Annotated in this window: 27 protein-coding genes; 17 read left to right on the top strand and 10 right to left on the bottom strand. The window is 36.2% G+C overall.

Annotated elements, in window-relative coordinates:
- Positions 1-5: 5 nt before the first annotated feature.
- From E1750_RS11515 to E1750_RS11495, 5 genes are all read left to right on the top strand, one after another.
- Complete coding sequence (locus tag E1750_RS11515; protein WP_133276916.1) at positions 6-902, top strand: S66 peptidase family protein; 897 nt, start codon at positions 6-8, stop codon at positions 900-902.
- 72 nt (positions 903-974) lie between these two features.
- Entirely contained in the window at positions 975-1,334 is a 360-nt protein-coding gene (locus tag E1750_RS11510; RefSeq protein ID WP_133276915.1) for a YraN family protein, read from the top strand.
- 122 nt (positions 1,335-1,456) lie between these two features.
- Complete coding sequence (locus E1750_RS11505; protein ID WP_133276914.1) at positions 1,457-2,113, top strand: aspartate kinase; 657 nt, start codon at positions 1,457-1,459, stop codon at positions 2,111-2,113.
- Between the two features lie 66 nt (positions 2,114-2,179).
- Entirely contained in the window at positions 2,180-2,788 is a 609-nt protein-coding gene (locus tag E1750_RS11500; RefSeq protein WP_133276913.1) for a hypothetical protein, read from the top strand.
- Positions 2,789-2,914: 126 nt separating this feature from the next.
- Positions 2,915-3,982, top strand: coding sequence for a hypothetical protein (locus E1750_RS11495; RefSeq protein WP_133276912.1), 1,068 nt, complete (start codon positions 2,915-2,917; stop codon positions 3,980-3,982).
- A gap of 75 nt (positions 3,983-4,057) precedes the next feature.
- Here the strand turns inward: E1750_RS11495 and mfd are convergent, their stop codons facing one another.
- Positions 4,058-7,450 carry a transcription-repair coupling factor gene (mfd, locus tag E1750_RS11490; RefSeq protein ID WP_133276911.1) on the bottom strand — a complete coding sequence of 1,131 codons (3,393 nt, stop codon included), beginning with the start codon at positions 7,448-7,450 and terminating at the stop codon, positions 4,058-4,060.
- The gene (locus tag E1750_RS11485; RefSeq protein ID WP_133276910.1) at positions 7,443-8,051 is read right to left on the bottom strand and encodes a hypothetical protein; all 609 of its coding nucleotides are present in this window, start codon (positions 8,049-8,051) and stop codon (positions 7,443-7,445) included. Before E1750_RS11485 ends, mfd begins: the two co-directional genes overlap by 8 nt.
- A gap of 506 nt (positions 8,052-8,557) precedes the next feature.
- On the opposite strand from E1750_RS11485, the gene E1750_RS11480 reads away from it, so the two are divergent.
- Both E1750_RS11480 and E1750_RS11475 read left to right on the top strand, forming a co-directional pair.
- Positions 8,558-9,496, top strand: coding sequence for an L-threonine 3-dehydrogenase (locus E1750_RS11480; protein ID WP_133276909.1), 939 nt, complete (start codon positions 8,558-8,560; stop codon positions 9,494-9,496).
- Positions 9,497-9,613: 117 nt separating this feature from the next.
- Positions 9,614-11,365 (top strand): DUF885 domain-containing protein, encoded by a 1,752-nt coding sequence (locus E1750_RS11475; RefSeq protein ID WP_133276908.1) that lies wholly within the window; start codon positions 9,614-9,616, stop codon positions 11,363-11,365.
- A gap of 75 nt (positions 11,366-11,440) precedes the next feature.
- On the opposite strand, the gene E1750_RS11470 is transcribed toward E1750_RS11475, so the two are convergent.
- From E1750_RS11470 to E1750_RS11435, 8 genes are all read right to left on the bottom strand, one after another.
- The gene (locus E1750_RS11470; protein WP_133276907.1) at positions 11,441-12,061 is read right to left on the bottom strand and encodes a hypothetical protein; all 621 of its coding nucleotides are present in this window, start codon (positions 12,059-12,061) and stop codon (positions 11,441-11,443) included.
- On the bottom strand, positions 12,058-12,894 hold the full coding sequence (locus E1750_RS11465) for an ABC transporter permease (protein ID WP_133276906.1): 837 nt from the start codon (positions 12,892-12,894) through the stop codon (positions 12,058-12,060). The genes E1750_RS11470 and E1750_RS11465 overlap by 4 nt, the downstream gene beginning before the upstream one ends.
- The gene (locus E1750_RS11460; protein ID WP_133276905.1) at positions 12,891-13,757 is read right to left on the bottom strand and encodes an ABC transporter ATP-binding protein; all 867 of its coding nucleotides are present in this window, start codon (positions 13,755-13,757) and stop codon (positions 12,891-12,893) included. The genes E1750_RS11465 and E1750_RS11460 overlap by 4 nt, the downstream gene beginning before the upstream one ends.
- Entirely contained in the window at positions 13,754-14,284 is a 531-nt protein-coding gene (locus E1750_RS11455; RefSeq protein ID WP_133276904.1) for a hypothetical protein, read from the bottom strand. Before E1750_RS11455 ends, E1750_RS11460 begins: the two co-directional genes overlap by 4 nt.
- A gap of 172 nt (positions 14,285-14,456) precedes the next feature.
- On the bottom strand, positions 14,457-15,599 hold the full coding sequence (locus tag E1750_RS11450) for a geranylgeranyl reductase family protein (RefSeq protein ID WP_133276903.1): 1,143 nt from the start codon (positions 15,597-15,599) through the stop codon (positions 14,457-14,459).
- A gap of 171 nt (positions 15,600-15,770) precedes the next feature.
- Positions 15,771-17,657, bottom strand: coding sequence for a M1 family metallopeptidase (locus E1750_RS11445; protein ID WP_133276902.1), 1,887 nt, complete (start codon positions 17,655-17,657; stop codon positions 15,771-15,773).
- Between the two features lie 66 nt (positions 17,658-17,723).
- On the bottom strand, positions 17,724-19,349 hold the full coding sequence (locus tag E1750_RS11440) for a S8 family peptidase (protein WP_133276901.1): 1,626 nt from the start codon (positions 19,347-19,349) through the stop codon (positions 17,724-17,726).
- 75 nt (positions 19,350-19,424) lie between these two features.
- Positions 19,425-20,285 (bottom strand): MBL fold metallo-hydrolase, encoded by an 861-nt coding sequence (locus tag E1750_RS11435; protein ID WP_133276900.1) that lies wholly within the window; start codon positions 20,283-20,285, stop codon positions 19,425-19,427.
- A 167-nt stretch (positions 20,286-20,452) separates the two neighbouring features.
- Between E1750_RS11435 and E1750_RS11430 the strand changes: the two genes are divergently transcribed.
- From E1750_RS11430 to E1750_RS11395, 10 genes are all read left to right on the top strand, one after another.
- Positions 20,453-20,782, top strand: coding sequence for a HesB/IscA family protein (locus E1750_RS11430; RefSeq protein ID WP_133276899.1), 330 nt, complete (start codon positions 20,453-20,455; stop codon positions 20,780-20,782).
- Between the two features lie 41 nt (positions 20,783-20,823).
- Positions 20,824-21,213 (top strand): four helix bundle protein, encoded by a 390-nt coding sequence (locus E1750_RS11425; protein WP_133276898.1) that lies wholly within the window; start codon positions 20,824-20,826, stop codon positions 21,211-21,213.
- Between the two features lie 52 nt (positions 21,214-21,265).
- A complete protein-coding gene (gene sufB, locus E1750_RS11420) occupies positions 21,266-22,714 on the top strand; it encodes a Fe-S cluster assembly protein SufB (RefSeq protein ID WP_133276897.1) in 1,449 nt (482 codons plus the stop codon).
- Positions 22,715-22,755: 41 nt separating this feature from the next.
- Positions 22,756-22,950 carry a DUF2683 family protein gene (locus E1750_RS11415; protein ID WP_133276896.1) on the top strand — a complete coding sequence of 65 codons (195 nt, stop codon included), beginning with the start codon at positions 22,756-22,758 and terminating at the stop codon, positions 22,948-22,950.
- Between the two features lie 122 nt (positions 22,951-23,072).
- Complete coding sequence (locus tag E1750_RS17775; protein WP_165698041.1) at positions 23,073-23,237, top strand: hypothetical protein; 165 nt, start codon at positions 23,073-23,075, stop codon at positions 23,235-23,237.
- Entirely contained in the window at positions 23,227-23,721 is a 495-nt protein-coding gene (locus E1750_RS11410; RefSeq protein WP_133276895.1) for a DUF6169 family protein, read from the top strand. Before E1750_RS17775 ends, E1750_RS11410 begins: the two co-directional genes overlap by 11 nt.
- Before the next feature lie 4 nt (positions 23,722-23,725).
- Positions 23,726-24,478 carry a Fe-S cluster assembly ATPase SufC gene (sufC, locus tag E1750_RS11405; protein ID WP_133276894.1) on the top strand — a complete coding sequence of 251 codons (753 nt, stop codon included), beginning with the start codon at positions 23,726-23,728 and terminating at the stop codon, positions 24,476-24,478.
- 75 nt (positions 24,479-24,553) lie between these two features.
- On the top strand, positions 24,554-25,870 hold the full coding sequence (gene sufD, locus E1750_RS11400; RefSeq protein ID WP_133276893.1) for a Fe-S cluster assembly protein SufD: 1,317 nt from the start codon (positions 24,554-24,556) through the stop codon (positions 25,868-25,870).
- A 67-nt stretch (positions 25,871-25,937) separates the two neighbouring features.
- Positions 25,938-26,108 (top strand): hypothetical protein, encoded by a 171-nt coding sequence (locus E1750_RS17770; RefSeq protein WP_165698040.1) that lies wholly within the window; start codon positions 25,938-25,940, stop codon positions 26,106-26,108.
- 75 nt (positions 26,109-26,183) lie between these two features.
- Positions 26,184-26,411, top strand: coding sequence for a CDGSH iron-sulfur domain-containing protein (locus E1750_RS11395; RefSeq protein WP_133276892.1), 228 nt, complete (start codon positions 26,184-26,186; stop codon positions 26,409-26,411).
- Positions 26,412-26,531: the final 120 nt, after the last annotated feature.

Here is a 26,531-nt window from a genome sequence, read left to right as displayed (position 1 = left end):
CACCTATGAAGATTCCACCTCATTTACAAAAAGGCGATACCATCGCCATTTTGGCAACAGCCCGAAAAAATATCGATGATAATCTGAAACCGGCTATAGATTTAATGCGCAGTTGGGGATTGGAAGTCGTTATTGGAAAAACTATCGGCTTAGACAACAACCAATTGGCGGGAACTGATGCAGAACGAGCCGCCGATTTTCAACATCAATTGGACAATCCCAATATCAAAGCGATTTGGTGTGTTAAAGGAGGTTATGGAACCGTTCGAATCATCGATTTAATAGATTTTACAAAATTCAAACAACATCCAAAATGGATTTTTGGTTTTAGCGATGTGACAATTCTTCACAGTTATATCAACCAAATGAAGATTGCTACAATTCACGGCGCAATGCCCATAACCGTTGCCAAAGCTACTCCCGAAACCATCGAAAGTTTGCGAAAAGCGCTTTTTGGTGAAAGCCTGAAATATGAAATTCCTTTTGATGCAGCCAACAAATTAGGGAATGCCAAAGGAGAAATCGTAGGCGGAAATTTGTCTATTTTATATAGTTTGATGGGTTCGAATGCCCAAATCGATTGCAAAGGAAAAATCCTTTTTATCGAAGATATTGACGAATATTTGTATCATATAGACCGAATGATGATGAGTCTGAAACGCTGCGGTTGCTTTGAGGGTCTGAACGGTTTGATTGTGGGCGGAATGACCAAAATGCGAGACAACGAAATCCCTTGGGGAAAAAATGCCAACCAAATTATCGAAGATGTGACCAAAGGCTATTCTTTTCCGATTTTGTATAATTTTCCGGCAGGCCATTTTCGCGATAACCGAGCCTTGATTTTTGGCAAACAAGTTTCATTAGAATTGAATGAGAAAAATTCAAAACTAACTTTCGAATAACCCCTAACTTTCAACTCCCAACTCCCAGCTCCCAGCTTCCATCTTCTAACCCCTAACTTCTAACTTTCAAAAATGGCTCAGCACAACGATTTAGGAAAACTTGGAGAAGAAATGGCGGTTGAATTTCTTCAAAAAAACGGCTATGAAATCCTAGCAACGAACTGGACTTTCCAGAAAGCCGAGATAGATATTATTGCTCAAAAAGAAAAAACGCTTGCTATTGTTGAGGTTAAAACGCGTTCTACTTTAGATTTTGGTCTGCCTCAAGACTTTGTAAAACCAAAAAAAATTCAACTTTTGGTCAAAGCAGTAAACGAATATGTTATTTCGAATGATTTAGATGTCGAAGTCCGTTTTGACATCATTGCGGTGCACAAAGAAGGCGAATCTTTTGTAATTGAACATCTTATTGATGCTTTTTATCATTTTTAAAAAAATTTATTATTGTTTAATTTGTAACAAATTGTTTTTTTATTTATTTTTGCGTATCATTTTGTTAGATTATCACAAATTGATATTTTTTTAATGTTACAAATAGTTATTAAATTAAAGTCATGAAAACCGTTTCCTCTATCGTAGAAAATTACATCAAAACCAAACCCTTTTTATTGAATGCTTTGTCTCTTGGCATCATCAATTTGACCTCTTTGTCTAGAAACATCATGGTAGAATTAGAGCCTGAATTTGGTAAGGAAGTCAAACAAGGCGCAGTGGTTATGGCGCTAAAAAGACTCACCGAAGAGTTGGATTTCAGACTGAATCACAAAATCAATAAAGTAATCAAAAACATTGGCGAAATCACGGTTCGCTCGTCGTTGACCGATTATACTTTTGCTGCTTCGGAAACTGTTTTGAACAAACAAGCCGATTTAATTACAGATATCAACACTTTTAATGATATATTTTACACTTCCTCCCGTGGGGTAAATGAAACCAATATTGTGGTGAGCAACAGCGTAAATCATTTGGTTGACAAACATTTTGCCAACGAAAAATTGATTCAAAAACTAGAAAACCTAGCTTCGATTACGGTGAAATTACCCAAAGAAAACATTGTGGTTCCAGGAATTTATTATTTCATTTTCCAACGTTTGGCTTGGGAAGGAATCATCATCAACGAAGTAATTTCAACTTCCAACGAATTTACCATTTTGGTAAGCGAAGACGAAGTAGATGTGGCGTTTAAAGTAATTAAGGATTTGAAGAATTAGTATTTCTCCAAAGCTTCCAGCCTTTAAAAGGCTGGAAGCTTTTAATAAAAACAACACGATATAATTATGAATCCAATTCCTCTTGAAAATGGTAAATATTATCATATTTACAACCGAGGAAACAATGGAATTGATTTGTTTTATGAAACTGAAAACTACAATCATTTTTTAAGACTTTACGAAAAGTATATCAACCCAATAGCAGAAACCTTTGCTTGGTGTTTAATGAAAAATCATTTTCACATTCTAGTTTATATCAAAGAAACAAATGAAATTGATACAACAAAACTGGAATATTCTTCAACCGATAAACCAAAAAACATAAGTGCTTCAAAACAGTTTTCAAATTTGTTCAATGCTTATACTCTGGCAATGAACAAACGTTACAACAGAACCGGAAGCTTATTCGAGAAAAACTTTAAAAGAAAAGTCGTTAGTTCCGAAAACTATTTCCAAAAACTGATTTTCTACATCCACAACAATCCTGTTCATCATAGATTCACAGAAAATATTGTCGAATATCCTTGGACTTCTTACGGAACAATCCTCTCGACAAAACAAACAAAAATACAACGGAATAGAGTTATACAAGCTTTTAATGATTTAGAAAATTTCAAATACTATCATTCTATAAATCAGGATTTAGGCGAAATAGAAGAATTAATTATCGAATAGTTACTTTCTCCAAAGCTTCCAGCCTTTGGAATTAATTATACGCTACAAAAGCTTCCAGCCTTTTAAAGGCTGGAAGCTTTAAAATACCTAAAAAAACCTATATTTAGGACTAATAAATAATTCAAAATGAAAAAATATATTTTATTGTTAACTATGATGTCAGCTTTTGGACAAGATATTAGTAACCTTAAAGTCTCTCAACAGAACATAAAAAACCTATTTATTTGGAATGATTTGTTAATTGTAGAAAAATACGAAGCGACAAGCGACAAATACTACGTTTGCGACACTGTACACGATAAACTTAACAAGCTACAAATCAACAATTACAAAGCTATTCTTCGTCTTACTGAAACGAAATCCAATCTATGTGCCATAACTATTGCAGATGGTTCCTACTGGATTATTACAAGAAATAAAAATCAAAAAAGCTGGACCAAAGTGAGACTTTTTTCTGAATTTAACAACATAAAGGAGTTTGAGTTTGTTGCAAATGATAGTTTACTCGTGATTATTACCTCTAAAAAAATATTCACTAAAAGGCTGAACTCAGCTTGGCAAGAGATTTCAATGTACTCTATACGTGACAATTCTTGGATGTTAGACAATGAAATGCCTCAGCACTGCCTTTTAACTAAAAACAGTTTGTATCTCGGTTTTGGTTGTGGAGAATGGGGAGGCTCTTTATGGCAAATACCCATTTCTATGAAAGATGAAATGGTCCTTTCTAAAGGGAAAGAAATTCTATCTGGTGGTAATATTAGGGCATTAAAGTATACCTCTGATGATGTGCTATGGATAGCTACTGGGCTCGCACATATGGGTTCTCGTGAATCAGGAATTTATAAATATATAGAAGGCAAAATCCAAAAAGTTTTGTGGTCAAAACCGTCTTTGTCTTTGAAAGAGGAGTCTGAGCTAAGAGCTTTTTGTCTAAATAGTACAGAAGAACCCTATTTCGTAGCATCCGAATGCGGGGTGTTTAGAATAATTAATGAAAAAGTGGAAGAGGTAATTGACAGAAAACAACGTTTCATACATAGTTTGATAGATTATGATATCGATAGCGTTGCACTGGCTATATATGTTGACAAAAATAACTCCATTTTTATTGCACAATATTCTTTAGGGATTTTTGTTTATAAAAAAACAAAAGATACTTATCAGTTTCGGCAAATAACTTTTGACGAATAATAAAATCAGTAGCTAAGCAAGGACTCCAATGATTAGGTTTTAAAAAAAATATATAAAAAGCTATTTCGCTATTTTTTACTTCCCCAACATCTCCATCAATTCCAAAGCCCTTCTTGTGGTTTTCACATTATCAAAAGTCAATAAAAGGCGTAATCCTGCTGGGGTTTGTTTCTCTTTCATTACGCAAATGTTGCTGTTTTTTTGCACAAACTGAATCACTTGATGAAAGCGTTTCGAGGTATAAAAATCCGATTGTTGGTCGGACACAAAATAACCAATCATCTTGCCTTTTTTTAGCACTAATTTCTCGATTCCAACTTTCGTAGCCACCCATTTGATGCGAATACTATTCATCAAAGCCAGGGCTCTTGGCGGCATCGGTCCAAAACGGTCAATTAGTTTATTTTGAAAAACGACCAATTCTTCTTCGTTTTTAACATTGCCCAATTCGTTGTACAAACTCAAACGCTCTGTCACATTATTGATGTATTCGTCTGAAAACAACAACTCAAAATCGGTGTCGATTTGCAGGTCTTTCACATATTCTTTTTCTAGTCCGCTGTCTTCGTTTTCATACAAATCCTTAAATTCGTTTTCCTTCAATTCATCGATGGCTTCGTTCATAATTTTCTGGTAAGTATCAAAACCTATTTCGTTGATGAAACCTGATTGTTCGCCTCCCAATAAATCTCCTGCTCCACGAATTTCCAAATCTTTCATTGCAATATTGAAACCGCTTCCCAATTCCGAAAATTGCTCCAATGCCTGAATTCGTTTTCGAGCATCATCCGTCATCGCTGAATAGGGTGGACAGATAAAATAACAAAAAGCTTTCTTATTGCTTCGACCCACACGACCCCGCATTTGATGCAAATCGGATAGTCCAAAATTATTCGCATTATTGATGAAAATGGTATTCGCATTGGGGACGTCTAATCCACTTTCGATAATGGTGGTTGCTACCAAAACATCGAATTCACCGTTCATAAAAGCCAACATCAATTCCTCGAGTTTTTTACCATCCATTTGGCCGTGACCAATGCCCACTCGCGCATCAGGAACCAAGCGTTGAATCATTCCCGCTACTTCCTTGATGTTTTCAATTCGGTTATTGATAAAGAAAACCTGTCCGTTACGTTGAATTTCATACGAAATCGCATCCCGAATCGTTTCTTCGCTAAAACCAACCACGTTCGTTTCAATAGGATAACGATTGGGCGGAGGTGTTGTAATTACGGATAAATCGCGCGCCGCCATCAACGAAAACTGCAAGGTTCTCGGGATGGGTGTCGCGGTTAAGGTCAGCGTATCGACATTGGCAGCGATGGTTTTGAGTTTGTCTTTGACGTTGACCCCAAATTTTTGTTCCTCGTCTACAATCAACAATCCCAAATCTTTGAAAACCACATTTTTGTTGACCAATTGATGTGTGCCAATAACAATGTCAAGCTTTCCTTCGGCTAATTGTTGTAGCGTTTCCGCTTTTTGTTTGGCAGATCTAAAACGGTTCAGATAACCCACAGAAACGGGCATATCTTTCAACCTTTCGGTAAAAGTTCTATAATGTTGGTACGCCAAAATCGTGGTTGGAACCAAAACGGCAACTTGTTTCGAATTGTCCACCGCTTTGAACGCGGCACGAATCGCAACTTCCGTTTTCCCAAAACCAACATCGCCACAAACTAGGCGATCCATTGGTCGGTCGCTTTCCATATCAGCCTTGACTTCAGCCGTCGATTTTACTTGATCGGGCGTGTCTTCGTAGATGAAGGAACTTTCCAATTCATTTTGCAAATAGCTATCAGGCGCAAAACGGAATCCTTTTTCCAATTTTCGTTTGGCGTACAACTGAATCAAGTTGAACGCAATATGTTTGACTCTTGCCTTGGTTTTTTGCTTCAGAATCTTCCAAGCATTCGAACCTACTTTATAAATTTTGGGCGGCGTTCCGTCTTTTCCGTTGTATTTTGCAATCTTGTAAAGTGAATGGATGCTCACATACACAATATCATTATCGGCATAAACGAGCTTGATGGCTTCTTGGGTTTTGCCTTCGACTTGTATTTTCTGCAAACCGCCAAATTTTCCAATTCCGTGATCGATATGGGTTACATAATCACCAACGGACAGCGTCGTGAGCTCTTTTAGCGTGATATTTTGCTTCTTCGAAACCGAACTTTTGATGCTAAATTTATGATACCGTTCAAAAATTTGGTGATCGGTATAAAAGGCAATTTGATTTTCGTCGTCGATAAATCCCTGATAAATAGGCAAAACAATCGTATTGTATTGCTTGCGGATGTTCTCGGAGTTTTCTTCGTCTAAAGATTCGAAAATATCGTGAAACCTTTTGGCTTGGGCATCATTGGAACAAAATAAATAATTTTTGTAGCCGTTGAAATGGTTGTCATTCAAATTATTCAACAACAAGTCGAATTGTTTATTGAATGACGGTTGTGGTTTGATGTGAAAATCGAAAACTTTTTTCGTTTTGTAAATGGGTTTTGAACTCAATTCGACAACCGAAAAATCCAAACTTTTCTTGATGAATTCGGTCTGGTTCAGGAACAATTGACTTGGTGCAACGTGGTTTACGGTTGCATTCAGGTTTTCGAAAATCTCGGTCGCTTTCGCAAAAAGTTTGTCCAGTTTTGAGAAAAGCAAATCGGTGTCTTGAATAAACAAAACCGTTTGATTATTGATGTATTCCAAGAAACTTTCGCGATGCTCCTGAAAGAATTTGTTCTCGACATTGGGAATAATCGTGATTTTTTTCTGCTTTTCGATAGACAATTGTGTTTCTACATCGAAGCTTCGAATGCTATCGACTTCATTGCCAAAAAACTCGATGCGATACGGATTATCATTCGAAAAAGAAAACACATCGACAATTCCGCCACGAACCGAAAATTCGCCGGGCTCTGTGATGAAATCGACTCTTTTGAACTCGTATTCAAACAAGACTTCGTTGATGAAATCTATCGAAATTTGGTCGCCAACCGCTACTTTCAAAGTGTTCTTGTCTAACTCCTTTCGAGTCACTACTTTTTCGAAAAGCGCTTCGGGATAAGTGACAATAATGGCTGGTTTTTTTCGAGAATTGATGCGATTTAATACTTCGGCACGAAGCAGTACATTGGCATTATCGGTATCCTCAATTTGGTAGGGACGGCGATACGAACCGGGATAAAACAGCACGTCTTCTTCGCCAATCATTTGTTCTAAATCATTCAAATAATAAGCCGCTTCTTCCTTGTCGTTTAAGATAATCAAAAACGGTTTAGCTGCGCTCTGTTTGGCTATGCCTCGGGTCTCCGCTTTTTTGAAAAGCGATTGTACTACAAACGAAAGCGACGAACCTATCAATCCATTCAATTGAATTTTTTGATTGTCTTCTTGCAAACTGCTGACAATTTGTTTGACCTTAGTCGAATTGTCATAAACCGAATATAGATTTTTATTATTCAACTCGAGGCGTATTTGGATCTAATGGTGACGAACTTGGAATGGCTCTTGCGGTATCGCGAATCATTTTCAATAATTCAGATTCACCGGTTTCCAGAGGAATTTTGCTTTTTTGATCAATCTTATCCATTTGGTTTTGCAAAGCCACTAATTGAATGTTGATTTCAGGCAATAAAGCTACTATTTTTTTTTCGGGCATGTCTTTCAAATGAAGGTATAAATCGAGCATTCGCACCTTGGTAATCAAGATGGCAATTCTACTTTTCATTTGAGGATTATTGTATTCGGCGGGCAAAAAAACATTCAAAGCCATGACTTTTTTAGAAAGTTCGGCTGATTTTTTCTGAAAAGCCCCGATGGTTTTCTTTGGTTTTTGCTCTAATTCTGCCAAAAAAGAGCGCCATTCTTTCCAGGAAACTGTTTGAGATTGCGAAGCTGAATTAATAGGCTTGGCATTAAATTTCCAATTTTTATCAATATTCAAAAAAATTAATTCTTTCTTTTTAATGTCTTTGATAGATTCTGCCTGACGTATTTCGTTCTCGTTTTTGCACGAAAACAAACTAAAAATTAGCAAAAAAACATATATATATTTGAATTTCATTTGTTGTTTTTTATTGTTTTTTACCGGTCAAATGTAATTCGCATACAAGTATGGGTGTTTACAAGCAATTTATCAGTTATGCTCATTTCATTCGGTATAAGTTAAGTCGCAAAGTTACGAACTAAATTTACAATTCTGAATTACAGATTTAGAACAATACTTCAAAAAAAATTAAACCACATAGAGCTTTATTTTTACTTCGAAATTAGTAAGCTTCGCTTTTACATAGTACCGTTGGTAATTGAATAAAGACTATATGAAAAAAGGATTTTTCTATGTATCACCTCTGTTTTTTTAATTCTATGTGGTTTAAAAAATTTTGTGTTCAGTTTGCAGCAACTTTAGAATAACAATCTAATAGATGAGCGGCAAATTTCTTGCAATTACAGAATGAAAATTAAGAGTTTATTCAAGATTAATACTACTGAAATTCTAAAATTGATCCTTTTTGTTGGAAATTTTACTATTTACAAAAACAGTATCTTTACATTTCAAATACTATTCTTATGAATCCTAAAATATTAATTATTGGCGCTTGTGGGCAAATTGGCACTGAATTAACGCATAAATTGAGAGCGATTTATGGCACCGAAAATGTCGTTGCTTCCGATATTCGAAAATTGAACAATGAGGTTGTCAATTCTGGAACTTTTGAAGTCATAAATGCGTTGGATTTCAACCAAATCGAACATTTAGTCGAAGTGCATCAAATTACCGATATTTATTTGATGGCAGCATTACTATCGGCTACAGCCGAAAAAAACCCTGCTTTTGCTTGGGATTTGAATATGAATTCCTTGTTTCACGTTTTGAATTTGGCCAAAGCCAAGAAAATAAAAAAAATATTCTGGCCCTCAAGTATTGCCGTTTTTGGACCAACAACGCCACGCGAAAATACGCCACAATATACCATTATGGAACCTTCGACGGTTTACGGAATTAGTAAACAAGCTGGCGAAAGATGGTGCGAATATTACCATACTCATTTTGGTGTTGATGTTCGAAGCGTGCGTTATCCAGGACTAATTAGCTGGTCAACGCCTCCGGGCGGAGGAACCACAGATTATGCTGTAGATATTTATCACAAAGCATTAAGCGACGGAAAATACGAGTGCTTTTTATCCTCAGAAACCAAAATGCCGATGATGTATATGGACGACGCGATTGCTGCTACGATTCAAATTATGCAAGCTCCCGCGGAGGAAATCAAGATTCGTTCTTCCTATAATTTGGCCGCAATGAGTTTTACTCCCACCGAAATTGCAGCCGAAATCGAGAAACATATTCCTGAATTTAGCATTTCATACCAACCCGATTTTCGTCAAACCATCGCCGATAGTTGGCCGGCAAGTATCGATGATTCTCGTGCCAGAGCAGATTGGAACTGGCATCACGAGTTTGATTTAGAAAGTATGACTGCGGAAATGTTGAAGAATCTGCGGTAAAGAAGTTACTTCAAAAAAGGAACCTGTTGTTTTAAATCCTACTTTTGATTTTAAATCTTGTCAAATGAAAATAAAAATGTCACTTATTCAAATTATTAATGCACAAATTTATAATCGATGAAAAAAATTATCCTCCTATTTTTTGTCTCCACTTTTGCTTTTATAAGCTGTAATAAAAGCGATAAGAATTCCGCTTCAGGCGATGCCGATTTTGTAAAACTATCCGAAGAATTCATTTATGGATATTTGGCTTGGCGTCCGCAAACAGGGGTTTATTTGGGGTATCACCAATATGATGGAAAAATTACGGATTACAGTAAAGCATCGATCGCAGCCGAAGTAGCTAGACTAAAGGAGTATGAAAAAAAACTTGCTGCAATAGACTCCACTACTTTGAGCACCAAAACTTTTTATGATTGGAAAATGTTGGGCTTCAATATCAAACGAGAGTTGCTCAACTTTGAAAATCTGGCAGTCTACACCAAAAATCCGATGACTTATGCTGGAGCCATTGATGTAAATATTTACATTAAAAGGAATTTTGCGCCTCTCGAACAACAAATTAAATCCATTATCGCTATTGAGAATGAAGCGCCAAAATTATACGAAGATGCGAAAGCAAATCTTCAAGATTCATTGGCTTTGCCACACATTCAATTGGCTATTGAGATTGCAAAAGGCTCCGCTTCTTTCTTGGGCTACGATCTTTTGGTAGCCTTGAAAGACGTTAAAAATGATTCTTTAATGAAGGTTTTCAATAGTGCCAATAAAAAAGCCATCGACGCCATAAACGATTATGTTTCCTTTTTAGAAAAAGAAAAACTTCCTAAAGCCAATAACGATTATGCCATTGGAAAAGAAAATTATCAAAAAATGCTCTTGTATAACGAAGGAATTACAATGTCAGCTGATGATATCTTAGCCATTGGAATTAAGGAATTACAAAAAGAACAAGCTTCTTTTGATGCCGCCGCAAAAATTATAAACCCAAACAAAAAGCCGATCGATGTTTACAATGATATGCAAAAAGAACATCCCACAGCAGCAAGTTTAATTCCAGATTCTAAGAAAAATCTAGAAGCAATTCGGCAGTTTTTGATTGATAAAAAAATTGTTACAATGCCTTCTGAAGTTCGTGTAAAACTGGAAGAGACTCCAGCATTTGCAAGAGCAACCAGCACAGCTTCGATGGATACTCCCGGTCCTTTTGAAACCAAAGCTACCGAAGCCTATTACTACATCACCCCAGTTGATTCGAAATGGACACCTAAACAGGCCGAAGATTGGCTGTCACAATTTAATTATTATTCTACCGATGTGGTTTCTGTTCACGAAGCGTATCCTGGTCATTATACTCAGTTTTTGCATTTGAATGCTTCCGATGCATCCAAAATTCAGAAGATTTTCGGAAGTTATGCCTTTATCGAAGGCTGGGCTCATTATACCGAAAAAATGATTTTGGATGCAGGATTTGGTAATTCTGGAGACCCAATTAAGGCGGCCAAATACCGTATGGCACAATCTGGTGAAGCCTTGTTGCGTCTTTGTCGTTTGTGTGTGTCGGTCAAAACACATTGCTATGGAATGAATGTGGATGATGCTACCAAATTCTTTATGAACAACTGGTATCAAGGCGAAAAATCTTCAAGTCAAGAAGCCTTGAGAGGTACTTATGACCCCGGATATTTATTCTATACTTTGGGAAAATTGCAAATCTTGAAATTGCAGGAAGATTACAAAAAACAAGAAGGTAATAAGTACAGTTTGCAAAAATTCAACGATGCGATGCTGGACAACGGAATGCCTCCTATTCAAATTATGCGCGAAATATTATTGAAAGACAAAACCATTTGGAATGATATTCTATAAATAGTAGAATTCTTTGTCTATAAAAGGGCTGGTTTCGGAATTGAAACTAGCCCTTTTTTTTATTTCCAAATTGAATTACAACACCCTAAAATTACTAAACCTCAAAAAGATTTTACCTTTTACTTTTCCCTCTTTGTCTTTGATGTTTTTGATACTCGATTTGCCCAAAAACTTCAACGGAATATTGAATTTATTGGTCAAAAAACTGATTTCTGTCGCGGTGGGAAAAGTAGCTTTTCCATAAGAATGTTTAATTAGAAAGACACCCGCTTCTTTGGTGGTCAAATTGATTTCGTCGATGCGGATATTGGCTTTCGAAATTTTTAAATCTGCCGTGACCCAATCACTTTTCGAGTCTAAAGAAACTAATTTGTAACGCAATACATCTCCTTTTTCATCCAAAAGAATCCAATGGGCTTCCACGTTCAATAATTCTGAAAATTGGTTCAAAAATCCTTTTTTGGGAAGCAATAAAATTCCTTTGCCTTTTATTTGTGGTTTTTTGCCTTTTTCATAAAAAACACTAATGTCTTTTGGCGGAATCGTCAGCCCTGGAACATCGATGCAAATATTGACCATCGTTTCGAAACCTCGATTAATCGTGTATTTTTTCTTGAGATTGTCGGCAAGTTCCGTTTGAGCTTTGACGCCAAAACAAATAAAAACAAGCACAATGGAAAGTGTAAAATGTTTCATTCGGTAATTTTTAAATGTTTAAATCTTATCAATGAAACCACAATGCAGAATACTGAAAAACAGACTAACCAAATTGCTGAATTCAACAAAGAAACCCAATCCATCTCCGAATAAAAAAACAATTGCCACTGCGCAAAATGATAGGTAATCAGGAAGAATTCCCAACCTAAAAATAGAGAGGAAGCCAAGGTTTGCAATAAAGTATTAATCACAATGATTCCCAAAGTGATGAGTATCGCCACCAATGATTTTCGGGTAAAAAAACTAATCCCCACCGAGAAAATGGCAAAAGTGCTCATTGCCAAAAAAGCATATCCAAAAGCAGCAAAAAAGCGCCAGAGCAAATCGGTTTCGGGTAGAATTTGCAGGCCGTTGAAAGCCACAATCAAATCGCCGCTACCAAACAGCAGCAAAGCAAGTCCTAATGCGACGATAGAAAAAATCAGCACAAAAAAGAACACATAAATCACAGCTGTTCCAAATTTGGCAAGTGCAACACGATTTCGGCTAAGCGGTCTGGTCATCAATAGTCGAACGGTTCCTGATTCTAGTTCGGAGCTAAATAAATCGCCGGTTACAATAACGATCAAAATAGGAATATGAATCCAAAGTGTATTTAATATTAAAAAACTAACCATATACCCATTGAGAATGGAACCTTGCATCAGAAAATTGTCGCCCAAAGATTGGAATAAATAGCCCAAAGCATTTTCGCCTTCGGCTTTTAATCCCCAAAAAATGAGTGCAACCAAAACCAACATCAAGCCAATACTTAAAAAAGTTCTTGGCCGGTGGAGCAATTTTATAACTTCAAATTTTAGCAATTGTCTCATTTGGCGATTTCCATATATTTGTCATACAAAATGCTAGAGCGCTCTATTTTATAAGGAATGTAGCCCAATTCTTGAAGTTTTTTGACCACTATTTTGGTTTCTTCAATACTTGCGCTGAGTCCTATTTTATGGTCTTTACTGAAAAAATCAAACTCAATTTCAAGGTCTTTTGGTACCGTTTCTTCAAAATGCAGCGTGACATTCTGCTTGTCGGTGCGGTAGCTTTCCATACTTCCTGAAAGATAGATTTCGCCTTGATTCAATAGTATAAAATCATCTGCAATGGCCTCAATATCTTCTAAAAGATGAGTAGAAACCAAAATGCCTTTGCCTTGCTTTTTCAAATCGACCAAAAGTCGAAGAATTTGTTCTTTGACTTCCGGGTCTAAACCGTTGAAAGGTTCATCCAAAATCAGAAATGAGGGATTATCAATAAGTACTTGTGCCAATCCCAAACGTTGTTTCATTCCACGAGAATATTGCTGCACTTTTTTATCGGCCGCTTGGCTGAGCCCTACTTTTTCTAATAAATCAATTGCGTTGGCTTTAGAATTCGTTAGACCTATAAAAAGTTCTAGGTTTTTTCTTCCACTAAGATAAGGGTAGAAATCGGCTGTTTCGAGCAAATAGCCACAGTGGTTTTTGAGGAGATTAAAATTTGCTAATTCTTTTTGGTCTAAAAATACTTTGCCGCTATCAGGTTGCACCAATCCTGCCAAAACTCTAAAAGCCGAACTTTTGCCCGCGCCATTGGGACCGATTAGGGCGGTAATTTTGCCTTGAGTTATTTCAAAATCAATTCCCTTTAAAATGCTGTGATTGCCATAGCTCAAAGCCATGTTTCGAATTGCTAGTTTTCTCACCAATAAAAGTATTTGCTTTTGTAATTAGATACAAAAAAAGTAGACAACCAATAGTTTTTGGTGAAGAAAATTTGGGGTTTCTTTAGGATAAGATGAGGCAAAATATGATACCATCGAAAACCCATACTGTAAAAATAGTCGTTGACTTCTTTCTTGAATCCCAAACAATTTCCGGCTTCGGCGGCGGCTTCTCTTTGGCATTTCGATTTAGAAAAAACTCGTATCAGCGGTTTTTTAAAACCATATTGATGCAGTAAATCTTTCGCCATTTTATAATTTTGATACCGGCTATAAGCGTCCAACTGCGTGGTGATTACCAAACTAGAAAAATAAATGAAAAGAAATAAATGAACCCAAAAGAAGTTGTCCTCTGAATCTTCTATTGCCTTAAAATTCAAATAACATAATAAAATACTCGCCAAGCAAAATGCCTGCAATGAAGCTGTAGCTTTTACATAGGACTCTGTCCTTTTTAGTAAAATATAAGGTTTAGAAAGTGGTTTATCGGCACAAACTTCTATCAGCATGCAGTTCGTTAGATTTAAATATTGAAAAAATGTAAGGCTCCTATTGCTCAAAAAGTAAAAGTAGCATTTTTTTTGAAATCATCTCATTATCAAACTAATTCTTCATTTTTTTATTTAATGACGCTATTCAAATAGAAAAAATATCCTTTTTGGATTGAGTCTTTTTTGGCTATTAAAAAACAATTTCCTTCAATTTTCTACGGATAGATGCTTTATAATCTTTTGGATAGGTTCTTTCTCCCATAAATACTTCGGTCATGGCATTGGCCAAAACCTGACCGTATTTTTTGAGGAAAAGATTGCGCAATGTTTTTTTCTCGTAGAAAAATTTAGCCAAAACTACTCCTGTTCTAATTTCGGGCAGGAGGCTGTTTTCCAGTTTTTCTTGATACAATTGGGCGGCTCGAACGGAGTCAAGATTACTTTCGGCGATGGATTGTGCCGCCAAAACACCACTCAAAATGGAGTTGGATATGCCTTCGGCAGTAATAGGATCGGCAAATCCTGCTGAATCCCCAATCAAAAAAACATTTTTTTGAACAAAGGTATCCGTTCTGGGTGAAACCGGAATCACAAAGCCGTGTGCTTCTTCACTAATGATTTCGTTGATGCCTAAGATTTTAAGATAGTCAGCATAAATTTTCTTGAGATCTATTTTTTGCTTCGATTTTACAAAAGCGCCCACCCCAATAGACAAATGATTTTTTTTAGGAAAACACCAACCGTAACCCAGCGGAATAACATCTACATCAAACCGAACATTTTTTGACAAACGCTCGAAATCGGCAGCAGAAACTTCAACTTCATATTCTAAAGCCGGAATTATAGTTCTCGTTTCTTGCCAACCCGCTATTTTAGATACCGGGCTCAATGCTCCGTCACCGGCAATAATGAATTTTGCTTGCACATCGCCTTCCGAGGTGTGAATCGTTTGGATGTCACCGAAACTAATGTCTAAGACTTTATGATTTTGCAAAAGTACAACTCCTTTTTCTTTCGCTTTTTCAACAATCAGATTGTCAAACGCGTCCCGCATAATCATGCTCACGATGGGTTGGTCTCTTTGAGTAGTAAATTTTAGAGGCGTATTGGCAAAATAAGTGTCTACTTCATAGAATTCTTTTTCCACCACCGATGAAACATCAAAGGGCATATTTTTTCGACCTCTAAAAACCAAGCCTCCGCCACAGGTTTTGTATCTAGGCAGAATTTCTTTTTCGATTATCACAGCAGAAATTCCGTTTTTGGCCAATTCAAACGCTGCCGAAGCTCCCGAAGGACCACTGCCAATTATAGCTACATCAAATGATTTCATCTGTTACTTATATTGTTTTTTTATAGGAAGATGGAACGCTACCACTTTTTTTTGTTAATCCAAAATATTTGGTTACCCGCGTTTCATCTGTTTTTTTTTCAAATCTAAATGATTAGCTGATAAAAACAAACTATTTTGTGCAATTTACTGCCTTTTTATTAAAGAACAGCATTATTTAATTTCAAAAGTATTGTCTGCTTGCTTGACATCTGCCATTAATTTACTAGGGTCTATTGTGATTTTTTTGATGGTGTTTTTGGTTTTCGAAATACTAAATTCATAAGTAGGATAAGCCCAAGCCCAATCGCTTAAAACGGTCCTTTTAATTTCAGTCCCGATGCTTCGGGATGGATTTTCTTTCTCAAAACTCATCATTCGCAACGGAATGTAAAAACGCTCTTGGGTGCCATCGGTATATTCGACTAAAATATCGATTGGCATTGGCATACGACCTATTCTTTCGAGGATAATTTTTGAAGAATTACCTGCTTCGTTTACCGCCTTAATGCCATAATCGATTGTGTTGGTAGTTTGTGTCCAATCGGTGAGATACCAATCGAGGTTGGCTCCTGAAATGCGTTCGGCAGTTCGCTTGATGTCATTGGGCGTTGGGTGTTTGAATTTGAAATCCTGAAAATATTTTTTTAAAGTTTTACCAACATTATCTTTTCCGATCAGATATTCTAATTGCGACAAGAAAATGGAGCCTTTGCTGTAGGAGGCAATGCTATACGCAAAATTTTCGTTATAGCGGTCTCCGTGCGTGGTTTGGGGATGTTCTTTGCCTGATTCTACTAATTTGTAATAGGCTTTATAAGACGCTTCAAAAGGATTTTCCCTTTTCTGCACGGCTATTTCATTGATTGCCAAATCTTCGATATAGGAGGTAAAACCTTCATCCATCCACGGATGTTTGCTTTCATTGGAAGCCAAAATATGCTGAAACCAAGAATGTCCCAATTCGTGTGTTGCTGTTCCTACGATTCCTTCAAATTTGCCCTCTCCCAGCATCAAAGTACACATAGCATATTCCATTCCGCCATCGCCACCTTGAATAAAGGAGTATTGTTTATACGGATAATCACCAACGGTTTTGTTATAAAAATCCATCACTTTGGCCATCAAAGGTTGCAAGTTTTTCCAGTTGTCAATGATTTTTGGATTGTTTTTGTACAGGAAATGCAAATCGACATTATTGGGACCTTTGACCAGATCGTGAAGGTAATTTTTATCGGCTGCCCATGTAAAGTCGTGCACCATTGGGGCATAAAAATGCCAAGTCAAGGTTTTGGTATTCTTTGGATGCACCACCGTAATTCCTGCATCCTGATAACCGTGACCTATTTCGTTTTTGTTTTGTAAATACCCTGAACCTCCCAAAACATAGGCTGCGTCGATGGTTATATTGACATCAAAATTTCCCCAAACGCCTTGAAATTCTCTAGCAATATAGGGATCGGCATGCCAACCTTCAAAATCGAATTCGGCTATTTTGGGATACCATTGCGCCATCGACAATTCGATTCCTTCCACATTATTTCTGCCTGATCGACGAATTTGCACTGGAACTTGTCCCTCAAAATCTAAAGTAAAAGTGGTTTTTGAATGCGGCAAAATGGGTTTTGCTAAAGTCACTTCGAGAATGGTTCCTACAGTTTTTGCATTGGCGATACGGCCGTCTTGTTTGAAATTCGAAACATTCAAATAGCCAATTTCATTCGGTTTTAGAGTCTTGATTCGGCTTTCTTTGATTTCGGCATCACCGACTTTTATTTTGTTGACCATTCTTGCATCGGGATCTTTGATGCTTTGAAGTCTGGCGTCCATTTCGCTGCCGGGTTGAAATGCATTATTGAATAAATGATAATAAACCCGTTTCAAAGTATCCGAAGAATTATTGGTGTAAACCAATTCCTGCTTGCCTTTGTATTGGTAATTTTTGACATTCATCACCACGTCCATTTTATAATCGACCTGTTGTTGCCAATAGGTGGTGCTCTGGGCGAAAAGAGTTCCGAAATTCAGTGAAATTGCGGCGAGTAAAAGAATTTTTTTCATATCGTGTTAAAATAGAAAATGGAAGGATTTTACACCTTCCATTTCATAAGTAGTATTAAAATTGTATTATTTTGACATTTTTTCAGCCATCAATAAAGCATTGTAGGCATTGACCATTTTGCCTGTTGCGGACAAATTAGTAAAAGGACGAACGTCTGCGGCTTTTCCTCCAACGATAACATCAAATGGAAGCGCTACACCAGAATCCATCAAAATATGTTTCACTTGTTTGGCGGATAATTTTGGATAATACGAACGAATTAAAGCGGCTACACCAGCTACATTTGGAGATGCCATTGAGGTTCCTTGCAATAGTTTGTAGGTATTATTTGGTGTCGAAGCATAAATTTTGACACCCGGAGCAAAAACATCGACATTGAGTTTTCCGATGTTAGAAAAACGAGCCACGACTTTGTTTCCATATTCATAATTCAAGGCTCCAATGGTGATTAAATTATCTGCGAATTCTGTTTTTTTATCGTCAGAATCATTGGGGAAATTATTTGCCAGATCGATGTCTTTGGCGTCATTGCCTGCCGCATGAACGATTAATACATCTTTCTTTTCGGCATATTTTATAGCGTCATAAACCCATTGTTTGTGTGGAGAAAATGCTTTTCCAAAACTTCCATTGATTACTTTCGCACCGTTATCTACCGCATAACGAATACCAAGTGCAATGTCTTTGTCATACTCGTCACCATCTGGCACCGCACGAACCGTAAGGATTTCGACATTCGTTGCTACTCCATCTCCGCCTAAACCGTTGTTTCTAATTTGGGCAACTATTCCTGCCACGTGCGTGCCGTGAAGAATATTTTCCTTTTTGGGATCTGGCCCCATAACCTGATTGTTGCCGTACTTGGTATCGGTAATATCATCTGGATTGTCTCCTACTACTTTTCTGTAATTGGTTTTAAGATTATCACCATTAATTACGGAATTGTAGCCGTCCAATTCTTTTTGTAAAGCAATTTTAAATTCCGGCACGGTCATTCCAAAGGAATTTATACGTTGCATCATCATTTTACTTTTAGAAATTTCTTCGTCTTTCGCGTCGATAGCGTTTACTTCTTCGATTGAATAGCCCGTTTTGCCAAAATGTTTTGTTAAAACTTCATCGGCTTTGGTCGCATCAGAAGACATGGTTTCTAATTGTTTTTTTCCGTTGGTTGAAGACATAATTTTTTTATCGTTCAATGCTTTTGCCTCTAAATAAGTGGCTTCATCCACAAGGTTTTTGTGGGCAATAATTCTTTCGTATTCTAAATTTTCTTTAGTAATATCGCCCAGAAAATTCCAACCGTGAATATCATCGATATAACCGTTTTTATCATCGTCAATTCCGTTTCCTGGAATCTCTTTTTTATTGGTCCAAACCACCGATTTCAGATCTTCGTGTTCGATATCAACCCCTGAATCAACAATTCCTACGATTACTTTTTTTCCTTTTTTGTCTTTGAGTAATTCTGCATAAGCCTTATCAACACTCATTCCTGGAATAGTGTCCTTTATAATATCTAAATGACTCCATCGATTTAATTCTGCCTCTTTAAGCGCAGCCTTTTTTTGAACGTTAACGGGTGCTTGAATCATCAACGAACTGATATTCGTAGTTGTTTTTGAAGTTCCACATCCTACTAATAGCGATAGCGCAACAGCAGACAATAGACTGGATTTGAATGTATTCATTGGTTGTTGTTTTTTAGGAATTAAAAATTTGATGTAAAAATATCAATTTTGTTACATTTCAAAACAAAATTAACATTATATAAAGATTTTATCACAACTGAATACTTCCTTCAACCGAACCCCTCTTTCTGTTTTTTCGACAGTAATAATTTCGTTGTGGGCATCGTGTTCCAAAAATAAATAGTAATTATTTTCGGCAGCGATATTCAGAAACTTTGATTTTTCGGGCATGGTCAAAAGTGGTCTGGTATCATAACCCATCACATAAGGCAAAGGCAAATGCCCCACAGTTGGGACTAAATCAGCCATAAAACAAATGGTTTTATCTCGGTATTTAATTTGAGGTATCATTTGTTTTTCGGTATGACCATCAGCAAAGAAAATGTCGAAATTTAATTCGGTGGAAAATCCAAAATCAGTTTCAGGTAATTTCAAAAAATGCAATTGACCGCTTTCTTGAATGGGCAGAATGTTTTCTGAAAGAAAAGATGCTTTTTCCCTTAAATTTGGTTTTGTCGCCCACTCCCAATGGTTTTCATTGGTCCAATATTTGGCGTTTTTAAACGCCACTTCATAGCCCGTTTTATCTTTGTTCCAATTGACGCTTCCGCCACAATGGTCAAAATGAAGATGAGTTAAAAACACATCAGTAATATCATCGCGATGAAAGCCGTATTTAGACAAGGAATTATCCAATGAATGGGAACCCCAAAGGTAGTAATAGCCAAAAAATTTATCGGACTGCTTGTTGCCCATTCCATTGTCTATCAGAATGAGGCGATTGCCGTCTTCGATGAGCAAACATCTGGCTGCCAAATCTATTAAATTGTTGGCATCTGCAGGGTTTGTTTTGTTCCAAATGGTTTTTGGCACCACGCCAAACATCGCGCCGCCGTCTAATTTAAAATTACCTGTTTCTATAGGATAGAGTTTCATTGCTTCAATTATTTTCAAGAAGAAACAAATTTAAGTAATACATTTGTGAATGATTTACTAAATAGACTTTTTCTATCTAATCATAGTTATAAAAATGCTATCTTGGTTGACTTAAAACCTAATTTGTAATACATTTGCCGTTTATTTAGACAAAATCAAAATAAGCTATGATACAAGTTTCTGATACAGCCAAAAAGAAAATCATCGATTTGATGCAAGACGATGGTTTTGATGCCTCAAAAGACTACGTTAGAGTCGGAGTAAAAAGCGGTGGATGCTCGGGTTTGTCCTATGATTTGAAGTTTGATAAAAATAAAGGAGACGATGATAAAATTTTTGTGGACAACGAAATAACCATTGCAGTAGAGAAAAAATCATTTCTGTATTTAGCAGGAACAATTTTAGAATATTCTGGAGGATTAAACGGAAAAGGATTTGTTTTTAATAATCCAAACGCGAGTAGAACTTGTGGTTGTGGAGAGAGTTTCTCTTTGTAGATTAATCTAAAACAGCAAAAAAATCTAAAAAATCTAAAAAAATGGCAAAATACAGTTCATTTGAAGATATGGAAGTTTATCAAAAAGCCTTGTCTTTTGGAGTTAAAGTGTATAAACTAACATTGTCAAATCAACAAATTAATAAAGATTTTGGATTAAAAGATCAATTACAAAGAGCTGCATTGTCCATTTCTAATAATATTGCCGAAGGTTTTGAAAGAGAAACGAAAAAAGAATTAATTAGGTTTTTATATTTTTCAAAAGGTTCGGCGGGCGAATGCCGAAATATGTTCAACTTTTTAAAATTGTTAGAATATATAAATGAAGAAAATTTCTACAGCCACAGAAATGATGTCTTAGAAATATCAAAACAATTAGGTAATTACATTAAATATTTAAAAAATCTTGAAAAACAAGACAAGAAGTCTTAATAACACTTCCTTTTGATTTTTTTGATTTTTTAGATTTTTTAGATTTAAAAATATGTCAAAATACACCGAAGATCATCTACGAGTTGAACTCGAAAGCAAAGAATACGAGTACGGATTTTACACTGATATAGAATCAGATACTTTTCCTATTGGACTAAATGAGGATATCGTTCGAGCCATTTCCCTTAGAAAAGAAGAACCCGAATGGATGACCGATTGGCGTCTTGAAGCGTTTCGTGCTTGGGAAAAAATGATCGAGCCTGAATGGGCCAATGTTCATTATGAAAAACCAGACTTTCAAGCTATTTCCTATTATTCAGCTCCTAAAAAAATCGATCCTAACAAAACCTTAGACGATGTGGATCCCGAACTTTTAGAAATGTACAAAAAGCTAGGAATCTCTGTCGATGAGCAAAAAATGATGAACAATGTGGCTATGGATATCGTGGTTGACTCGGTTTCGGTAGCAACTACATTCAAAAAGACTTTAGCTGAAAAAGGAATTATTTTTATGAGTATTTCCGAAGCCATTCGCGAATATCCTGAATTGGTTCGAAAATATCTTGGAACCGTTGTGCCACAGAAAGATAATTTTTATGCGGCATTAAATTCGGCTGTTTTCTCCGATGGAAGTTTCTGTTATATTCCAAAAGGCGTTCACTGTCCGATGGAATTATCAACTTACTTTAGAATCAATCAAGCCGGAACAGGACAATTCGAAAGAACCTTATTAATAGCCGACGAAGGGAGTTATGTGAGTTACCTTGAAGGTTGTACCGCTCCAAGTCGCGACGAAAATCAATTGCACGCTGCTGTTGTCGAGTTGATTGCTATGGATAATGCCGAAATCAAATATTCGACCGTTCAGAACTGGTATCCGGGAAATAAAGAGGGCAAAGGTGGCGTTTTCAACTTCGTGACGAAAAGAGGATTGTGCGAGAAAAACGCCAAAATTTCTTGGACACAAGTCGAAACAGGTTCTGCTGTAACCTGGAAATACCCTTCTTGCATCTTGAAAGGCGATAATTCAGTAGGCGAGTTTTATTCGATTGCTGTAACTACTAATTTTCAGCAAGCTGATACCGGAACCAAGATGATTCACTTGGGTAAAAACACCAAATCAACCATTATTTCTAAAGGAATTTCGGCTGGAAAATCACATAATAGTTATAGAGGATTAGTGAAAATTGGTCCAAATGCTGAAAATGCTCGAAATTTTTCGCAATGCGATTCGCTTTTGATGGGAAACAATTGCAGCGCCAATACTTTTCCGTACATCGAAAGTAAAAATCCGCTAGCCAAAATAGAACACGAAGCAACCACGAGTAAAATCGGCGAAGACCAAGTTTTCTATTGCAATCAGCGTGGCATTCCAACCGAGAAAGCCATCGCTTTAATCGTAAATGGTTTCAGCAAAGATGTATTGAATAAATTGCCAATGGAATTTGCTGTGGAAGCACAGAAATTGTTAGAGATTTCGTTAGAAGGTTCTGTTGGATAAATATTTGTAAATTTGAACAACCAATATATATTCCGATTGCTATGGAACTCATTTTAAAAAACGTTAAGAAAAAAGATTTACCAGTATTGAAAGCTTTGGCTAAATTATTAGGTTTTGAAATTGAAAAAGTGGAAAAGCCATACAATCCAGAGTTTGTAAAAGAAATTTTGGAAGCTGAACAAAGCATAAAAGACGGAAAAGGAGTTAAAATCAAATTAGAAGATTTGTGGAAGTAATTTTTTTTAAATCATTTTATACAAATAGTTACTGACGAAAACACCATTGAAATCTTAAATGTTTTGTCTTTAAAAGGGCATTACTAATAAACAAATAGTTGACAAATTTAAAAACTAAATTTATGGATACTAAAAAAAGAACAAGGCAAGACGAAATTATTGATTATTTGTTGAATAGTAAAAAGCAGCTTCAAGAAGAAATAAAAAATGATGTTCATACAAAAGAATTTCAGGATGCATTGAAAGAGTTGAGAGCAAGAAAAGAAAAGAGGAAAAATGCAGTATGATTTCATATTTCTTGGAGGTAAAAATAACAGCTATGTTTTTGAAACGATTCGAGGCATTGTTTATGAAATAAAATTTAAACCTTCTTCTTATATAAATCTTTTTGATGAAAATATTTCAGATTTTATATTTGAATTTGTTATAGAAGTTGCAATAAATGAAACTGGGAAAAATCCTCCTTTTGATGCCAAAGTATCTCGAACAATTGCCCAGATTTTCAAAGAATTTTTGCTCAAACACGATAACAATATTGCCATTTATATTTGTGATTCATCAGATGGAAAGCAAGAATTAAGAAAAAGAAAATTTGACGAATGGTATGATAAATATCAAGACAATACATTCGCAAAAATGAATGAAAAATTAAAAGATTCAAAAGGAAATTTTTATTTAATTTCAATGATTCTTCAATATAAAAACCCGAGAAGAGTACAAATAATAGATGCTTTTTTAAAATTAGCAGACGATAATAACACAGAAAAATAATAAAATGTTATCAATAAAAAATTTACACGCCTCCATTGGAGAAAAAGAAATTCTTAAAGGAATTAACCTTGAGGTAAAAGCGGGAGAAGTTCACGCGATTATGGGACCCAACGGTGCTGGAAAAAGTACACTATCAGCTATCATCGCTGGAAACGAAAATTACGAAGTATCAGAGGGAGAAATCTTTCTAGACAACGAAGATATTTCGGAACTAGCTCCAGAAGAAAGAGCCCACAAAGGCGTTTTCCTCTCGTTTCAATATCCTGTTGAAATCCCTGGAGTTTCGGTAACCAATTTTATGAGAACGGCCATCAACGAAACCCGAAAAGCAAATGGTCAGGAAGAAATGCCAGCCAACGAAATGCTGAAATTCATTCGTGAAAAATCGGAATTATTGGAAATAGATCGCAAGTTTTTGTCTCGTTCCCTAAACGAAGGTTTTTCAGGTGGAGAGAAAAAACGTAACGAGATTTTCCAAATGGCAATGTTGGAACCAAAACTAGCTATTCTAGACGAAACCGATTCTGGTTTAGATATTGACGCATTGAGAATTGTGGCCAATGGGGTTAACAAATTGAAAAGCGATAAAAATGCCATTGTAGTAATCACACACTACCAAAGATTGTTAGATTACATCGTTCCCGATTTTGTTCACGTGTTGTACAACGGAAAAATTGTGAAATCTGGCGGAGCAGCTTTGGCCAAAGAATTAGAGGAAAAAGGATACGATTGGATCAAACAAGAACAAGAAGCATAATATGTTTGTAGTTTATAGTTTGTTGTTCGTGGTCGAACAATAAACAAAAAACCATAAACCATAAACAGTTTAAAAATGGAACTAAAAGAAAAATTACTATCGTCTTTTATGGCTTTCGAAGAGCAAATCGATGTGCATTCTGAACTACACGATCTGCGAACTGAGGCAATAAAAAACTTTGAAAATAAAGGCTTCCCAACCAAAAAAGAGGAATCCTGGAAATATACCTCGCTGAATGCTATTCTAAAAAACGACTTCACTGTGTTTCCAAAACACGAAGCGATTATCGAATTCAAAGATGTAAAAAAATATTTCATCCACGAAATCGACACTTACAAAGTAGTTTTTATAGATGGTGTGTTCAGCTCGCATTTGTCTTCTACTACCCATCAGGGCATCGATGTTTGCTTGATGTCATCGGCATTGAACAAACCAAAATACAAGATGGTTATCGATACCTATTTCAACCAAATTGCCAATAAAGACGAGAGTTTAACCTCTTTGAATACGGCTTTCGCCAATGAAGGAGCCTATATCAACATCCCGAAAAGCAAGGTAGTCGACAAACCTATAGAGATTATGTATTTCTCGACTGGAAATGAAGCCGCACTTTTGGTTCAACCAAGAAACCTAGTAATTGTAGGCGAAAATTCACACGTGCAAATTATCGAGAGACACCAAAGCTTGAACGAAAATCCAGTTTTGACCAATTCGGTTACCGAAATTTTTGCACAAAAACGTGCCATTGTCGATTATTACAAAATTCAAAACGACAATCACCAAGCCAATCTCATCGACAATACTTATTTGTCGCAAAAACAAGAAAGTCACGTTTCAGTGCAGACTTTCTCCTTCGGAGGAAATTTGACCAGAAACAACCTGAATTTCTATCATTTTGGCGAAAGATTGACCAGCACGCTCAACGGAATCACGATTATTGGCGAAAAACAGCACGTAGATCATTATACTTTAGTGCATCACGCCATGCCAAATTGCGAAAGCTTCCAAGATTACAAAGGAATTTTTGCAGAGAATTCTACCGGAGTTTTCAATGGGAAAGTATATGTCGAAAAAGAAGCTCAAAAAACCAACGCTTTCCAGAAAAGCAATAACATTTTGTTAGGCGACAAATCTACGATAAACGCCAAACCACAGTTGGAGATTTTTGCCGACGACGTAAAATGTTCGCACGGTTGCACAGTAGGACAACTAGACGAAACCGCACTTTTCTATATGCAACAACGCGGAATTCCAAAGAAAGAAGCCAAAGCTTTATTGATGTACGCTTTCTCGAATGCGGTTATCGAAAACATCAAAATACCAGAATTAAAACAACGAATCACCAAAATTATTGCTGATAAACTAGGCGTGAAAATTGGATTTGATTTGTAAAAATGTACTAAAATAGATCCGATAGGTTGTTGAAACCTGTCGGTTTTTTTTAAGAGCGTAGTTCATTATGCCCAAAGGACCTGAAAAAAACACCAAAAATAAGGCATTGCACACCAAATTGCTCAATCGAAAAAAAGCTAAATTGCAAGAAGAGAAAAAAGAAAAAGCCTTACGACTGAAAGCTTTGGTTGCTAAAATGAATCAGCAAAAAAATACTGATCAATCGATAGAGCCTTAAGAAAGGTCTTAAATACATACATTTTGAGCTGAAAAATTATTTTCAATCTTTGACCTTATAAAAACAAAAAACAATATGAGCAAAACTAAACTTATTATCAATAAAAATGGATCCATAAAAATCGAAGGCGATTTTGAAATAATGGATCAAGATGGCGTTATTTATGGACTAGAAGGTAGAACTGCATTGGGATTGTGTCGTTGTGGGTTGTCAGCCAACAAACCTTTTTGCGATGGTTCACACCGCAATAATTTCGAAGCTGATTCGAAAGCATTTGATTTGCCACCAATGAAAACCAAATAAAGAAAAGGTTTTCAACATACAATTTCAAAGCTACATTTTAATTGATGTGGCTTTTTTATTTACTTGAATTTTTTAAAGCTTCCAGCCTTTAAAAGGCTGGAAGCTTTAATTAAAAATCCT

Source organism: Flavobacterium nackdongense (assembly GCF_004355225.1).
Lineage (GTDB): Bacteria > Bacteroidota > Bacteroidia > Flavobacteriales > Flavobacteriaceae > Flavobacterium > Flavobacterium nackdongense.
Note: the sequence above shows the minus strand (reverse complement) of the source record. Positions and strands in the feature narration are given on the sequence as shown.